General features: G+C 69.0%; 13 protein-coding genes. 5 read left to right on the top strand and 8 right to left on the bottom strand.

The window, feature by feature from the left end; genetic code table 11:
- Positions 1 to 3 precede the first annotated feature (3 nt).
- Complete coding sequence (locus QP029_RS11285; RefSeq protein WP_284874382.1) at positions 4 to 936, bottom strand: heme o synthase; 933 nt, start codon at positions 934 to 936, stop codon at positions 4 to 6.
- Positions 937 to 1,324: 388 nt separating this feature from the next.
- Here QP029_RS11285 and tkt point away from each other — a divergent pair, with 388 nt between their 5' ends.
- Genes tkt through pgl form a run of 5 tightly spaced genes read left to right on the top strand, consistent with a single transcriptional unit; the run spans position 1,325 to position 7,804 of the window.
- Positions 1,325 to 3,424 (top strand): transketolase, encoded by a 2,100-nt coding sequence (tkt, locus tag QP029_RS11290; RefSeq protein ID WP_284874383.1) that lies wholly within the window; start codon positions 1,325 to 1,327, stop codon positions 3,422 to 3,424.
- A 51-nt stretch (positions 3,425 to 3,475) separates the two neighbouring features.
- The gene (gene tal, locus QP029_RS11295; protein ID WP_284874384.1) at positions 3,476 to 4,555 is read left to right on the top strand and encodes a transaldolase; all 1,080 of its coding nucleotides are present in this window, start codon (positions 3,476 to 3,478) and stop codon (positions 4,553 to 4,555) included.
- A 36-nt stretch (positions 4,556 to 4,591) separates the two neighbouring features.
- Entirely contained in the window at positions 4,592 to 6,127 is a 1,536-nt protein-coding gene (gene zwf / locus QP029_RS11300; RefSeq protein WP_284874385.1) for a glucose-6-phosphate dehydrogenase, read from the top strand.
- An 18-nt stretch (positions 6,128 to 6,145) separates the two neighbouring features.
- Complete coding sequence (locus tag QP029_RS11305; protein ID WP_284874386.1) at positions 6,146 to 7,087, top strand: glucose-6-phosphate dehydrogenase assembly protein OpcA; 942 nt, start codon at positions 6,146 to 6,148, stop codon at positions 7,085 to 7,087.
- A gap of 6 nt (positions 7,088 to 7,093) precedes the next feature.
- A complete protein-coding gene (gene pgl, locus QP029_RS11310; RefSeq protein WP_284874387.1) occupies positions 7,094 to 7,804 on the top strand; it encodes a 6-phosphogluconolactonase in 711 nt (236 codons plus the stop codon).
- A gap of 1 nt (position 7,805) precedes the next feature.
- Here pgl and QP029_RS11315 read toward each other — a convergent pair whose 3' ends face one another.
- The 7 genes from QP029_RS11315 to whiA form a co-directional block, all read right to left on the bottom strand.
- Complete coding sequence (locus tag QP029_RS11315; RefSeq protein ID WP_284874388.1) at positions 7,806 to 8,327, bottom strand: pyridoxine/pyridoxamine 5'-phosphate oxidase; 522 nt, start codon at positions 8,325 to 8,327, stop codon at positions 7,806 to 7,808.
- Between the two features lie 75 nt (positions 8,328 to 8,402).
- Positions 8,403 to 8,639 (bottom strand): preprotein translocase subunit SecG, encoded by a 237-nt coding sequence (gene secG / locus QP029_RS11320; RefSeq protein WP_284874389.1) that lies wholly within the window; start codon positions 8,637 to 8,639, stop codon positions 8,403 to 8,405.
- Positions 8,640 to 8,692: 53 nt separating this feature from the next.
- A complete protein-coding gene (ppc, locus tag QP029_RS11325; protein ID WP_284874390.1) occupies positions 8,693 to 11,455 on the bottom strand; it encodes a phosphoenolpyruvate carboxylase in 2,763 nt (920 codons plus the stop codon).
- Positions 11,456 to 11,488: 33 nt separating this feature from the next.
- The gene (gene tpiA / locus QP029_RS11330) at positions 11,489 to 12,271 is read right to left on the bottom strand and encodes a triose-phosphate isomerase (RefSeq protein WP_284874391.1); all 783 of its coding nucleotides are present in this window, start codon (positions 12,269 to 12,271) and stop codon (positions 11,489 to 11,491) included.
- Positions 12,272 to 12,305: 34 nt separating this feature from the next.
- A complete protein-coding gene (gene pgk, locus QP029_RS11335; protein WP_284874392.1) occupies positions 12,306 to 13,523 on the bottom strand; it encodes a phosphoglycerate kinase in 1,218 nt (405 codons plus the stop codon).
- Between the two features lie 142 nt (positions 13,524 to 13,665).
- Entirely contained in the window at positions 13,666 to 14,670 is a 1,005-nt protein-coding gene (gap, locus tag QP029_RS11340) for a type I glyceraldehyde-3-phosphate dehydrogenase (protein ID WP_284874393.1), read from the bottom strand.
- Between the two features lie 299 nt (positions 14,671 to 14,969).
- A complete protein-coding gene (gene whiA / locus QP029_RS11345) occupies positions 14,970 to 15,959 on the bottom strand; it encodes a DNA-binding protein WhiA (RefSeq protein WP_432418732.1) in 990 nt (329 codons plus the stop codon).
- Positions 15,960 to 15,969 lie beyond the last annotated feature (10 nt).

Genomic DNA, 15,969 nt, shown 5'->3' on the forward strand with positions numbered 1-15,969 from the left:
AAGCTAGAAGAAGGTGGTGGTCCAGCCGAGCATCTCGCCGATGGTCTCCCACCCGAGGACGGCGTCGATGGACAGGGCGACGAAGACGAGCGCGAGGTAGTTGTTCGAGAGGATGAACAGCTTGAGTGGCTTGACGGCCTCGCCCCGGACGACGCCGCGGTGCAGCACGATCGCCATCCACAGGAAGTACAGGCCGCCGACGAGCGCGCCGCCGAGGTAGATCCAGGAGGCGGCGGGCACGATCAGCAGGCTGACCACGACGGTGGCGACGGTGTACCAGACGATCTGCCGGGTGACCTCGACCGGCTTGCGGACGACGGGCAGCATCGGCACACCCGCGCGCTCGTAGTCGTCCCGGTACTTCATGGCCAGCGCCCAGGTGTGCGGCGGGGTCCAGAAGAAGACGATGAGCCACAGCACGATCGCCTGCCACCACTGGGCGGGAACTCCCTCGGGAAGGTTGTCGACGATGACGGCCCAGCCGACCATGACCGGCATACAGCCGGCGGCCCCGCCCCAGATGATGTTCTGCCAGGTCCTGCGCTTGAGCCACTTGGTGTAGACGAAGATGTAGAACCAGTTGGTCAGGACGATGAAGAACGCCGCGAGCCAGGATCCGCACAACAGGCCCAGCCACAGGACGGAGATGATGAGCATCGTCCACGCGAAGATGGTGGCGTTGCGGTTGGACACTTTGTTGCGCACCAGCGGGCGGGCCCGGGTGCGTCCCATCTTCTGGTCGATGTCGGAGTCGGCGACCATGTTGAAGGTGTTGGCGGCGGCCGCACCCATCCAGCCACCCACGACGGTGAGCAGGATGAGGACGATGTTGTTCTCTCCACGATCGGCCTGCAGCATGGCGGGGATCGTGGCGACGAGGAGCAGCTCAATGACCCTCGGCTTCGTCAGTGCAACGTAAGCCTTGATTGTCTCCAAGGAAGCTTCCTCCAACAGCGGGGTTTGGCGATACGACAGGATGCGGGGGCCACTCTCGGCGGCCCGGCCACTCCAGACTGGTCGGGCGCGGCGAACCGATAGTTCCCGACGCTCCACATCATTCTTTCGATGGACGTGGTCCAGCGCCGTCATCCTACCGCCCGGGTTGCACGGGCCCGCAATCCCCCGCCCCAAGGACCGTGGCAGCATCCTGACACCGTGATTCGTACTACCATTGCGTTCCGATTGTGCCGGGTGGAACACAACCGGCGGCCGATCCGCACTAAGGTGGACGATGACGCGAACCGCCGTCACTCGCCCACCGGGTCGAGCCGACGTGCGGTAGCCACAAACACCCTGATCCCGACCCCATAGTGAGGACACTCCCGTGACTCTGTCGCCCGACCTGCAGGCTCTGACCGAGCGTCGCTACCCCACCGACTGGACCGACGTCGACACCCGCGCGGTGGACACCACCCGCATCCTCGCCGCCGACGCCGTCGAGAACTGCGGCTCCGGCCACCCGGGCACCGCCATGTCGCTGGCTCCGCTGGCCTACACCCTCTACCAGCGCGTCATGGACCTCGATCCCAACGACGTCGACTGGGTCGGACGCGACCGTTTCGTCCTCTCCTGCGGCCACACCTCGCTGACCCAGTACCTGCAGCTGTTCCTCGGCGGCTTCGGACTGGAGATGAAGGACCTCAAGGAGCTGCGCTCCTGGGGCTCCCTGACCCCGGGCCACCCGGAGGTCCACCACACCCGCGGCGTCGAGATCACCACCGGCCCGCTCGGCCAGGGCCTGGCCTCCGCCGTGGGCATGGCCATGGCCGCCCGCCGCGAGCGCGGCCTCTTCGACACGGAGACCCCGGCCGGCGAGTCCCCCTTCGACCACTTCATCTACGTCATCGCCTCCGACGGTGACCTCCAGGAGGGCGTGACCTCCGAGGCCAGTTCCCTAGCCGGCACCCAGCAGCTGGGCAACCTCATCGTCTTCTACGACGACAACAACATCTCCATCGAGGACAACACCGACATCGCCTTCAGCGAGGACGTCACCGCCCGCTACGACGCCTACGGCTGGCAGACCATCACCATCGAGGGCGGTGAGGACGTCGCCGCCATCGAGGCCGCCGTCGTCGCCGCCAAGGCGGACACCACCCGCCCGACCTTCATCCGCGTGCGCACCGTCATCGCCCACCCGGCACCCAACGCGCAGAACACCGGCGCCTCCCACGGTGCCGCCCTCGGCGCCGAGGAGGTCGCCGCCACCAAGGAGGTCCTCGGCTTCGATCCCGAGCAGCACTTCCACATCGACGACGAGGTCCTGGCCCACACCCGCAAGCTCGTCGACCGTGGCGCCGAGAAGCACGCCGCCTGGCAGGAGAAGTTCGACGCCTGGGCGACGGCCAACCCGGAGCGTAAGGAACTGTTCGACCGCCTCGTCGCCCGGACGCTGCCCGAGGGCTGGCGCGACGAGCTGCCGACCTGGGACGCCGACGAGAAGGGCCTGGCCACCCGCAAGGCCTCCGAGGCCGCCCTCCAGGCCCTCGGTGCCGTGCTGCCCGAGCTGTGGGGCGGCTCCGCCGACCTCGCCGGCTCCAACAACACCGTGATCAAGGGGTCACCGTCCTTCGGCCCGGAGGAGATCTCCACCGAGACCTGGTCCGCGGAGCCCTACGGCCGCAACCTGCACTTCGGCATCCGTGAGCACGCCATGGGTTCCATCCTCAACGGCATTGCCCTGCACGGCCCGACTCGCCCCTACGGCGGCACCTTCCTCATCTTCTCCGACTACATGCGCCCGGCCGTCCGGCTCGGTTCGCTCATGGAGTCCGACGTCTACTACGTGTGGACCCACGACTCCATCGGCCTCGGCGAGGACGGCCCGACCCACCAGCCGGTGGAGACCCTGGCCGCCCTGCGCGCCATCCCGGGCCTGTCCGTCATCCGCCCGGGTGACGCCAACGAGACCGTCCAGGCCTGGGCCGCCGCCCTCGAGTACAAGGAGTCCCCGAAGGGCCTGGCCCTGACCCGCCAGAACATCCCGGTCCTGGAGGGCACGAAGGAGAAGGCCGCCGAGGGTGTGCGTCGTGGCGCCTACGTCCTCGTCGAGGGCTCGAAGGAGACCCCGGACGTCATCCTCATGGCCACCGGCTCCGAGCTGCAGCTGGCCGTCCGCGCCGCCGCCACCCTGGAGAACGAGGGCATCGCCGCCCGCGTCGTGTCCATGCCGTGCATGGAGTGGTTCCAGGAGCAGGACGCCGACTACATCGAGTCGGTCCTGCCCTCGGCCGTCACCGCCCGCGTGTCCGTCGAAGCCGGCATCGCCATGCCGTGGCACCTGTGGACCGGCACCACCGGCCGCAACGTCTCCCTCGAGCACTTCGGCGCCTCCGCCCCGTTCGAGACCCTGTTCAGCGAGTTCGGCATCACCGACGACGCCGTCGTCACCGCTGCCAGGGACTCCATCGCCGCCTCGAAGTAACCTGTCCGCACCCACCCCGACACCCCACCCGCACCTGTAAAGGACATCCCCATGACCCACATTGACGAGCTCGCCTCGCTGGGCACCTCCACCTGGCTCGACGACCTCTCCCGCGACCGCATCCGCACCGGCAACCTGCAGGAGGTCATCGACACCAAGTCCATCGTCGGTGTCACCACCAACCCGGCGATCTTCGCCGCCGCCATGAGCAAGGGCACCGCCTACGACGAGCAGATCGCCGCCCTCAAGGCCGACAAGGCCGCCCTCGACGAGGCCGTCTACGCCATGACCATCGACGACGTGCGCGAGGCCTGCGACCTGTTCACCGACATCTACCGGGACACCGACGGCCGTGACGGCCGCGTCTCCATCGAGGTTGATCCGCGTATCTCCGCCGACCGTGACGCCACCCTCTCCCAGGCCAAGGAGCTGTGGAAGAAGGTCGACCGCCCCAACGTGATGATCAAGATCCCGGCCACCCAGGACTCCCTGCCGGCGATCACCGACGCCCTGGCCGAGGGCATCTCCGTCAACGTCACCCTCATCTTCTCCGTCGCCCGCTACCGGGAGGTCATCGCCGCCTACCGCGAGGGCGTCCGCCGCGCGCAGGAGAACGGCCACGACGTCTCCGGCATCCACTCCGTGGCGTCCTTCTTCGTCTCCCGCCTCGACACCGAGGTGGACCGCCGCCTCGAGGAGATCGGCACCGAGCAGGCCCTGGCCCTGCGTGGCAAGGCCGGTGTCGCCAACGCCCGTCGCGCCTACGCCGTGTTCCAGGACATCGGCCGCAGCGACCTGCCGGAGGGCGCCAACGTGCAGCGTCCCCTGTGGGCCTCCACCGGTGTGAAGAACCCCGAGTACCCGGCGACGATGTACGTCACCGAGCTCGCCGGACCCGACACCGTCAACACCATGCCGGAGGCGACCATCGACGCCGTGCTCGAGCAGGGTGGCCTCCACGGCGACACCCTCAACGGCACCGTCGATGAGGCCCAGCAGGTCTTCGAGGATCTCGTGGCCGTCGGCGTCGACCTGGAGGACGTGTTCGCGGTGCTGGAGCGGGAGGGCGTCGACAAGTTCGTGTCCGCATGGCAGGAACTGCTCGACTCCATGGCCACCCAGCTCCAGTAACCACCCCGCCAGCCCCGACCGCAAGGACGTTGATTGATGACCGCCACCACTCCCGACTGGGTCAACCCGCTCCGCGCCGCGGACGACAAACGGCTGCCACAGATCGCCGGCCCGTCGGGCATGGTCATCTTCGGCGTCACCGGTGACCTCGCGCGCCGGAAACTGCTGCCCGCCATCTATGACCTGGCCAACCGCGGCCTGCTGCCCGCCGGGTTCACCCTCGTCGGCTTCGGCCGCCGCACCTGGTCGAAGCAGGACTTCGAGGACTACGTCCGCGAGGCCGTCGAGGCCGGGGCGCGCACGAAGTTCCGGGAGCACGTGTGGGAGCGGCTGGCGGAGGGTGCCCACTTCGTCGAGGGCAACTTCGACGAGGCCGGGTTCGACCGGCTGGCGGCCACCCTCGCGGAGATGGACACCACCCGCGGCACCGCCGGGAACTGGGCGTTCTACCTCTCGGTCCCGCCGGACTACTTCTCCGACGTGTGTCACCAGCTGCAGCGTTCCGGTCTCGCGGAGGCGGGCGAGGACTCGTGGCGGCGGGTGATCATCGAGAAGCCCTTCGGCCACGACCAGGAGACGGCCCGGGAACTCAACCAGGTGGTCAACGCGGTCTTCCCCGAGAAGGCCGTCTTCCGGATCGACCACTACCTGGGCAAGGAGACGGTGCAGAACATCCTGGCGCTGCGCTTCGCCAACCAGCTGTTCGACCCGCTGTGGAACTCCCACTACGTCGACCACGTACAGATCACCATGGCCGAGGACATCGGTCTCGGTGGCCGCGCCGGCTACTACGACGGCATCGGCGCCGCCCGGGACGTCATCCAGAACCACCTCATCCAGCTCCTGGCGCTGATCGCCATGGAGGAGCCGGTCGCCTTCGAGCCGACCGAGCTGCAGGCGGAGAAGGTCAAGGTCCTGCGCGCCACCTCCCCGGTGTACCCGCTGAACAAGACCACCGCCCGCGGCCAGTACACCGCCGGCTGGCAGGGCTCGCAGCCGGTCATCGGCCTGCGGGAGGAGGAGGGCTTCGACCCGGAGTCCACCACCGAGACCTACGCCGCCTGCACCCTGCAGATCCATTCCCGCCGCTGGGCGGGCGTGCCGTTCTACCTGCGCACCGGCAAGCGCCTCGGCCGCCGCGTCACCGAGATCGCCGTGGTGTTCAAGGAGGCGCCGCACCAGCCGTTCACCCAGAGCCAGCGCACCTCGCTCGGCCAGAACGCCGTGGTCATCCGCGTCCAGCCGGACGAGGGCGTGCTCATGCGCTTCGGGTCCAAGGTGCCCGGTTCCGCCATGGAGGTCCGCGACGTCAACATGGACTTCTCCTACGCGGAGGCCTTCACCGAGGAATCCCCGGAGGCCTATGAGCGGCTCATCCTCGATGTGCTCCTCGACGAGCCCAGCCTGTTCCCCACCAACGAGGAGGTCGAGCTCTCCTGGGAGATCCTCGACCCCATCCTCGACTACTGGGCCGCGCAGGGCCGCCCCGACGGGTACCGCGCGGGCACCTGGGGGCCGGCCAGCGCCGACCGCATGCTCGAACGCACCGGCCGCACCTGGCGCCGTCCCTAATCAGGCAGAAAGGCCACCATGATCATCAACCTGCCGCACACCACCACCCGGAAGATCGCCGCCAGCCTCCTCGAGGCCCGGGAGTCCAACTCCCAGATCACCGGGCGTGTGCTCACCCTCATCGTCGTCGCCTCGGCCGAGGACGACGTCGACCACATCAACTCCGTCACCCGGGACGCCTCCCACGAGCACCCCGCCCGTGTCATCGTGCTGCTCACCGGCGACGCGGACGAGGACACCCACCTCGACGCCGAGGTGCGTGTCGGCGGCCACGCCGGCGCCTCCGAGATGGTGGTCATGCGGCTCACGGGTGAGCTGACCCACCACCTCGAGTCGGTGGTCACTCCCCTCCTGCTGCCGGACACCCCGGTCGTCGCGTGGTGGCCGACCACCGCCCCCGACAACCCCTCCGAGCACCCCATCGGTGAGCTGGCGCAGCGTCGCATCACCAACGCAGCGCACGACGTCACCGCCGACATCCTCACCCGCCTGCGCGACACCTACGCCCCGGGCGACTCCGACATGATGTGGTCGAAGATCACCGGCTGGCGCGGCATCGTCGCCTCCACCCTCGACCGCCACCCGCACGAGCCCGTCGAGGCGGTCACCCTCTCCGGGCCCGCCGGGACCCCGTCAGTGGACATCGCCGCCGGCTGGCTCGCCGACCGCCTCGGGGTCCCCGTCACCCGCGTCATCACCGCCCCGCTTGACGACGACCGCGTGTTCCCCGTCCGCCACCTCCGCTTCGACCGGGCCTCCGGCCCGCTCACCGTCGACGTCCTCGACCACCGCACCGTCCGGGTCGCCCTCCCGGGTCGCCCGGAGTCACTGGTGTCCATGGTCATCCGTTCCGATGCCGACTGCCTCTCCGAGGAACTGCGTCACCTCGACCCCGATCTCGCCTACGCCAACGCACTGCGCGGCCTCCCGCGCGTCACCGTCACCGACGAAAGGGACTGACACCTCATGGTCACCGTCGCCCGCACCGAGAACCTCACCTCCCTGCTTGACGAGGCCGCCGCAGCCTTCATCGACCTGGTCCGCGACGTCCAGTCCGACGGGACCGCCTCCGCCCGGGTGGTCCTCACCGGCGGCGGAGCCGGCATCGGCCTGCTGGAGAAGATCCGGGAACGCGCCGAGGAGATCGACTGGTCCCGCATCCACGTCTTCTTCGGCGACGAACGCAACGTCCCCCTCGACCATGAGGACTCCAACGAACGCCAGGCCCGCGAGGCTCTGCTCGACCACGTGGACATCCCCGCCGACCACATCCACGGTTACGGCCTGGGATCGGTGGACATGGCGGAGGCGGCGACCGCCTACGAGCAGACCGTCCGCGACGTCGCCCCGGACGGTTTCGACCTGCACCTGTTGGGCATGGGACATGAGGGACACATCAACTCCCTGTTCCCCCACACCCCGGCTGTCCGGGAGACCGAGCGCCTGGTCCTCAGTGTCGACGACTCCCCCAAGCCCCCGCCGGGACGCGTCACCCTCACCCTGCCGGCCGTCGCGCGCGCCCGCCGCGTGTGGCTGCTCGTCTCCGGTGCCGACAAGGCCGAGGCCGCCGCCCAGATCGTCGCCCGCGCCAACCCGGAGGTCTGGCCCGCCGCGGGTGCTGAGGGTTCGGAGGAGACCGTCCTCTACGTCACGGACGACGCCGCCACCCGGCTGTAGCCTACCGTTCATAGATGATCCGGTGGTGACGGCGATCCGCTGAGCCCTGCCAGAACTCGATGCGGACCGGGACGAGGCGCCACAGACGCCAGTCCCCCGCATCGACCCCGCTGCGCGCGGCCTCACTCCGGGCGGCGAGGTCAGCCGCGGTCTCCGCCGCCGACGCCTCGACCACCCGACCGCTGACCCGCACCGACCGGACCTGGGCCGGCCACCAGAACGTCATCGCCGCCACCGGGTGCACGGCGAGCTGCCGCCCCTTCCGGCTGCCCGCGGTGCCGGCGAAGGCCCACCCGCGCTCGTCGACGTCCTTGAGGATGAGCACCCGGCCGTCCGGCACCCCGCCCTCGCCCACGGTGGACAGGGTCGCGGCGTGGGGTTCTGGCACGCCCGCGGCCACCGCCCGGCGGAGCCAGTCGATGAACAGGTCGACGGGATCATCCGGCAGCACCGTCGGCAGTGCGGGTGCGTGCGCGGTCAGGGACGGGAGCGAGCGGAGGAAGTCCCGGTGTGAGGTGCTCATACCGCCTACCCTCAACACGGGAACGTCCCCCGGACACGGGAATGTCGGGGGGACGTTGTTCTGCGGTTACGGGAGTTATCCGCCGTAGGCCTGCAGCAGGTTGAGCGCGACGATGCAGGCGATCCAGATGACGGCCATGAGGATCGTGTACCGGTCGAGGTTCTTCTCCACGATGGTGGAGCCGGAGAGATTCGACTGGACGCCGCCGCCGAAGAGGCTCGACAGGCCGCCACCCTTGCCCTTGTGGAGCAGGACGAACACCGTCATGAGGACGGCGGTGATCACGAGGATGATCTGGAGGGCGAGCAGCATGGAGATCCTTCGATGTTGACGGCGTGAAACCTCGGACCAGTGTACACCAGCACCTAGCCGGAATTGCGCAGCGCGGTGGCCAGTCCGTTCATGGTCAGCTGGATGCCACGGGCGACCGCGTCGCGGCTGTCACCGGCCCGGTGACGTCGCAGCAGCTCCAGCTGGATGATGTTGAGGGGCAGCAGGTAGGGGAAGCGGCGGCGCACGGAGCGGGCGAGCATCGGGTTGTCGGCGAGGAGGTCCTCGCTGCCGGTGATGCGGGCGAACATGGCGCGGGTGAGGGCGAACTCGTCCGCGATGGTGCGATGGATACGGTCGGCGATGTCGCGGTCGTCGACAAGCCGGGCGTAGAGTTCGGCGAGTTCCATGCCGGCCTTGCTCATCACCTGCGCCATGTTCGACATGACGGAGGCGAAGAACGGCCAGTTCTCGTAGAGGCTGCGCAGTTCGGCGCAGCGCTGTTCGGCGTCCTCGCCCTCGCCGATGAAGTCCGCCAGTGCGGTGCCGACGCCGAACCAGCCCGGCAGCAGGACGCGGGACTGGGACCAGGCGAGCACCCAGGGGATGGCGCGTAGATCGTCGACGGCGGAGGTCTGCTTGCGGGCCGACGGGCGGGAGCCGATGTTGAGCGACCCGATCTCCCCCAGCGGTGTGGACTGGGTGAAGAACTCGATGAAGCCGGGGTCGTCGTGGACGAGGGAGGCGTACTTCTCCCGGCTGCAACGGGCCAGGTGGGTCATGATCTCCACGGCCCGGTCCCGGTCTGTGAGGTCATCGACGGGCAGCAGGCTCGCCTCCAGCGTCGCCGAGACAAGCGCCTCGAGGTTCCGGCGGGCACTGCGCGGGGAGCCGTACTTGGCGGAGATGATCTCGCCCTGCTCGGTGATGCGGACGGAGCCGTCGACCGCTCCCTTGGGCTGGGCGAGGATCGCCTCATAGGAGGGTCCGCCACCGCGGCCGACGGTGCCGCCGCGGCCGTGGAACAGGCGCAGCCGGACCCCGCGGTCCCGGCCGGTGTCGACGAGCTCGATCTCGGCGGCGTAGAGCGCCCAGTTGGCGGCGAAGTAACCGCCGTCCTTGTTGGAGTCGGAGTAGCCGAGCATGACCTCCTGGATGTCACCCCGTTGCGCCAGGTAGGCGCGGTAGAGGGGCAGGTCCCAGAGTTCGCGGAGGATCCCGGCGCCGGCCTCGAGGTCGTCGATCGTCTCGAACAACGGGATGATGTCCACGCTGCCGGTCGGGGTGTCGCCGGCGGCGCGGATGAGGCCCACCTCCTTGAGCAGGACCATCGGCTCGAGGATGTCGCTGACGGAGGTGGCCATGGAGATGATCTGGTGCGGGATCATCTCCTCGCCGAAATGCCGCACCGACTGCGCCGCCTGGGTGAACAGGTCGAGCTCGCGCTGGGTGGCTTCGCTGAAGTCCCGGTAGCCGCGTGGCACCAGGGGACGCGGCGTGCGCAGTTCGGCGGTGAGCAGCTCGACTTTCTCCTCCTCGGTCAGCGCCGAGTAGTGGGGGTGCACGTAGGCGGTGGCGAACACCTCGTCGAGGACCGCCTCGAAGCTCTCGGAGTTCTGGCGCAGGTCGATGGAGTACAGGTGGAAACCGAAGCTGTCCACGGCGGAACGGATCTGTGCCAGACGGTCGTCGGCGATGATCTCGTCGTGGGAGGCGCGCAGGGAGGCGTCGATGATGGCCAGGTCCGCGTCAAAGGCGGCGGGGTCATCGTAGGGGGCGTGGTCGCGGTGCCAGCTGCCTTCGACGGCGTCCTCTCCGACCAGCGCGGCGGTGGTGGACAGGATGCGGCCGCGGACGCCGTGGACGGCACGGCGGTAGGGCTCGTCGACGCGGCTGGGCACGTCGTTGCGGCCCTTCTTGGCCAGGGCGACCAGTTCCACGGTCACCCCGGTCATCCGGTCGGAGAGGCTGAGCTCGTGTTCGAGGGCGTGGAGCTGGGTGGCGTAGTACCGCAGCACCGTCTGGGACGCACGGCGGGAGGCGTAGTCGAGGGTGTCGGCGGTGACGAAGGGGTTGCCGTCGTGATCGCCGCCGATCCAGGATCCGGGGCGGACGATGGCCCGGGTCGGGTCAGCCCCGAAGTCGGACTGCAGCCGGTCCCGGACGTCCCGGTTGATGGCCGGGATCTCCTTGAGCAGGGACAGCGCGTAGTAGCGCAGGCCGACCTCGATCTCGTCCTCGATGCGGGGCCGGGCGACGCGGATGAGGGCGGTCTGCCACAGGATGGTCATGCGCCGACGGATGTCCTGCTCGATGGCAGCAAGGTGGGCGGGTGTCCGGGCGGTCTCGGGTGCGTCGAGGATGACGTGGCGGGCACGCATCTGGTCGGTGATGTGCTTCTGGGCGTCGAACACGGTGCGCCGGCGGGTCTCCGTCGGATGGGCGGTGAGGACCGGGGCGACGAGCGCTCCGTCGAGGGCGCGTCGCACCTCGTGGGCCGAGACCCCCGCCTCCGCCAGCTTGTCCCACGTCGCCGCGAGGGTCGAGTCAGGGGCGGGGCCACCTTCGTCGAGGATGGCCTCGCGGTTCGCGTCGTCGTGGATGTCCTCGGCGAGGTTGGCCATGAGGGCGAAGTGGCTGAACGCCCGGATGACCGGGGTCGCCCGGGCGGGTTCGATGTTGCGGAACAGGTCCACCAGGACCTCGAGTTCCGCATTCCCCTTGGCCACCTCGAAGGCCTGCTGGCGGGCGTGCTCGACGAGGTTGAACACCTCCTCACCCTCCTGCTCGGCGATCACCTCGCCGAGGATCCGGCCGAGGTAGCGGATGTCTTCCTGCAGATGATCGCGGTCAGTCACGTGAGGGGGTGTCCTTTGCTGGTCGGAGCCGGGTTAGTTGACCGTGGAAGCGGCGTTGGCGGCGAGCTTGGCGAAGTCCTCGCCATCGAGCGAGGCACCGCCCACGAGGCCGCCGTCGACGTCGGGCTGGCCGACGATCTCGGCCACGGAGTCGGTCTTGACGGAACCGCCGTAGAGGATGCGGATGCCGTCGGCGACCTCGTCACCGGCGAGCTCGCGGACGAGGCCACGGATGGCGGCGCAGACCTCCTGGGCGTCGGCCGCGGAGGCGACCTTGCCGGTGCCGATGGCCCACACGGGCTCGTAGGCGATGACGGTCCTGCCCAGCTGATCGGCGTCGAGGCCGGCCAGTGACGCGCGGGTCTGGTCCACGACGTAGTCGACGTGGGTGCCGGCTTCGCGGATTTCCAGGGGCTCGCCGACACAGACGATCGGGCTGATGCCCTGTCCGAGGGCGGCGGCCGCCTTGGCGGCGACTTGCTCGTCGGTCTCGTTGTGGTACTGGCGGCGCTCGGAGTGTCCGACGACCACCCAGGTGCAGCCGAGGGCGGCGAGCATCTCGGCGGAGACCTCACCGGTGTAGGCGCCGGAGGCGTGCTCGGAGACGTCCTGGGCGCCGTAGGTGATCTTCATCTTGTCGCCGTCGACGATGGTCTGCACGGAGCGGATGCTGGTGAACGGGACGGTGACGGCGACGTCGACCTTCTCGTAGTACTCCTTCGGCAGGGCGAAGTCGAGCTTCTGGACGGTGGCGATGGACTGCTTGAAGTCCAGGTTCATCTTCCAGTTGCCAGCGATGAGGGGGGTGCGTGCCATGTGAGGGGCACTCCTTTCGGGAAGGAGGGTGTGGTTAGCGGTCGAGGACGGAGACGCCCGGCAGTTCCTTGCCCTCGAGGAACTCGAGGGAGGCGCCGCCACCGGTGGAGATGTGGGAGAACCCGTCCTCGTCGAGGCCGAGGACCCGGACGGAGGCGGCAGAGTCGCCGCCGCCGACGACGGAGAAGGAGCCGTTGTCAGCGGTGGCGTCGATGATGGCCCGGGCGACACCCTCGGTGCCCTTGGAGAAGGGCTCCATCTCGAACACACCCATGGGGCCGTTCCAGAACACGGTCTTGGAGGTGGCGAGGACGTCGGCGAACTTCTTCACGGACTCCGGGCCGATGTCCGGGGACAGCCAGCCCTCGGGGATCTCGTCGAGGCCGACGACCTTGTGCTCGGCGTCTGCGGAGAATTCCGCGGCGGCGACGAGGTCGACCGGGAGGACGATCTTGTCACCGAAGCGCTCGAGGAGGTCCTTGCAGGTGTCGATCATCTCCTCCTGGAGGAGCGACTTCTGGGTGTTGTGGCCCTGGGCGGCGAGGAAGGTGTAGCACATGCCGCCGCCGATGACGATCTTGTCGGCCTTGCCGGCCAGTGCCTCGATGACGCCGAGCTTGTCGGAGACCTTGGAGCCGCCGAGGACGACGACGTAGGGCTGCTCCGGCTGCGTGGCGGTCTTCTCCAGGACGGAGATCTCCTTCTCCACCAGGGTGCCGGCGTAGGCCGGGAGGCGCTTGGCCACGTCGTAGACCGAGGCCTGGGCGCGGTGGACGACGCCGAAGCCGTCGGAGACGAAGGCACCGTTGTCGGCGGCCAGCTCGGCGAGCTGGTCGGCGAACTCGCCGCGCTCGGCCTCGTCCTTGGAGGTCTCGCGCGGGTCGAAGCGGACGTTCTCCAGGAGGAGGACATCACCGTCGGTGAGGCCGTTGGCGCGCTCGTGGGCGTCCTCGCCGACGACGTCGCCGGCCAGGGCGACGTACTGGCCGAGGGCCTCGGACAGGGCCTCGGCGACCGGGGCGAGGGAGTACCTGGAGTTGACCTCACCCTTCGGGCGGCCGAGGTGGGCCATGACGATGACCTTGGCGCCGCCCTCGACCAGTGCCTGGAGGGTGGGCAGGGAGGCGGTGATGCGGCCGGCGTCGGTGATCTCACCGGCGTCGTTGAGCGGGACGTTGAAGTCGGAGCGGACGAGGATGTGGCGGCCCTCGACGCCCTCGTCGAGCAGATCCTGCAGGGTCTTGACGGTCATGGGGACTCCTAGCGTGTCAGCGGGATGGTCTTCGGGAGATGGTGCGGATAGACATGGGGCCCGGTGTGTGCCGAGGCACACCCCGGGCCGCATGGGGTGCACTCCCCCGTCGCCGTGGCGGGGAGGAATGCGGTGGTGGAACCTAGAGCTTGTTGGCGACCAGCTCGGTCAGGCGCAGCAGCTGGCAGGTGTAGCCCCACTCGTTGTCGTACCAGGCGACGACCTTGACCTGGTCGCCGATGACCTTGGTCAGGCCGGCGTCGAAGATGGAGCCGTGCGGGTCGGTGACGATGTCGGTGGAGACGATCGGGTCCTCGGTGTAGGCCAGGGTCTCGCCGTACTCACCGGTGGCGGCCTCCTTGATGAAGGCGTTGACCTCCTCCACGGTGGTCTCGCGGGAGGCGGTGAAGGTGAGGTCGGTGGCGGAACCGGTGATCACCGGGACGCGGAGGGCGTAGCCGTCGAGCTTGCCCTTGAGCTGCGGCAGGACCAGGGAGACGGCCTTGGCGGCGCCGGTGGAGGTGGGCACGATGTTGACGGCGGCGGCGCGGGCGCGACGCAGGTCCTTGTGCGGGGCGTCGTGCAGACGCTGGTCACCGGTGTAGGCGTGGATCGTGGTCATGAGACCCTTCTCGATGCCCAGCTTCTCGTCCAGGACCTTCGCCATCGGGGCGAGGCAGTTGGTGGTGCAGGACGCGGCGGAGATGACGTTGTGGTTCTCCGGGTCGTAGTCCTGGTGGTTGACGCCGTAGACGAAGGTGGCGTCCTCGTTCTTCGCCGGGGCGGAGATGATGACCTTCTTGGCGCCGGCGTCGATGTGGGCCTTGGCTGCCTCGGCGTCGGTGAAGAAGCCGGTGGACTCGATGACGATGTCGACGTCGTGGGCGGCCCAGTCGAGGTTCTTCGGGTCGCGCTCGGCGGAGACGGCGATGCGCTTGCCACCGACGGTGATCGACTCGTCGTCGAACTCGACCTCGCCATCGATCTTGCCCAGGATGGAGTCGTACTTGAGCAGCGTGGACAGGGTCTTGTTGTCGGTCAGGTCATTGACGGCGACGACCTCGATGTCCTGGCTGCGGTCGAGCACGGCGCGGTAGAAGTTACGACCAATGCGGCCGAAGCCGTTGATGCCAACGCGGGTTGTCACAATAATCTCCTCGGATTGAATTCATGTGTCCCGATGCGACCGCGTTTCTCCGCGGTCGATCGTTACCGAGTTTAGCGACACTCACCGACACGTGCAGGGCACATTCCTGCAGCGTGCGCTTATCGACGCCCCCGCCCCCACCCGCGGCGGAACCGGCACCGCCCGAAAGTCCCCGCCTTCAGGGTGGACCGTGCCGTGCGGGGCGGGAAAACCGGTAGTGCCCGACCATTGCACCTGCCGGAACGTCGCCACGCTCACCCCCGAACGGTGAGTGTGGAGTAGGTCACGTCAGGCAGCGCTCAGGCATCGTCGAGGAGATCGTCGGTCACGGCCTCGTTGGTGTCGGGCAGGCCGAGCTCCTCGGCCCGCTTGTCCGCCATGGACAGCAGGCGCCGGATCCGTCCGGCCACCGCGTCCTTGGTCATCTGCGGGTCCGCCAGTCGGCCGAGCTCCTCGAGGGATGCCTGCCGGTGCTGGACGCGCAGCTGCCCGGCCTCGGCGAGATGCTCCGGCACGTCGTCGCCGAGGATCTGCATGGCCCGTTCCACGCGGGCGGCGGCGGCCACGGCGGCCCGTGCCGAGCGCCGGAGGTTGGCGTCGTCGAAGTTGGCCAGCCGGTTGGCGGTGGAGCGGACCTCGCGGCGCATCCGCTTGTCCTCCCATTCCAGGCGGACCTGCTGGGCGCCCATGCGGGACAGCAGTGCCCCGATGGCGTCACCGTCGCGGATGACCACCCGGTCGGTGCCGCGGGTCTCCTTGGTCTTGGCGGTGATACCCAGCCGGCGGGCACAGCCGACGAGGGCGAGGGCCGCCTCCTGGCAGGGGCAGGCCACCTCGAGGGAGGAGGACCGGCCCGGCTCGGTGAGGGTGCCGTGGGCGAGGAAGGCGCCCCGCCACGCGGCCTCACTGTCGGCGACGGTGCCGCTGATGACCTGCGGGGGCAGGCCGACGACGGGGTGGCCCGAGCGGGTGACCAGGCCGAGGCGACGGGTGAGGTCCTCCGCCCCCTCGGTCACGCGCAGCAGGTGGCGGGTGTTCTTGCTCGTCCCGCCCGGCCCGATGGTGTGGGCGTGGACGTCGACGCCGTAGAGCTCGGTGAGCGAGTCCCGCAGGCGTTGGGCGACACCGGCCGAGTCGAGTTCCACCTCGATGACCAGGCGTCCGGCGACGGCCTGCATCTGCCCGGCGAAACGCAGGAGAGCGGCGGTCTCCGCGGCGCGGGCCGACTGTCGGCCGGCGGCCACGCGGGAGAGTTCGTCCTTGACTTTTGCGGTCAGCGCCACAGGTATGACTGCCTTT

The organism is Corynebacterium suedekumii (assembly GCF_030252185.1).
In the GTDB taxonomy this organism is placed as follows: domain Bacteria; phylum Actinomycetota; class Actinomycetes; order Mycobacteriales; family Mycobacteriaceae; genus Corynebacterium; species Corynebacterium suedekumii.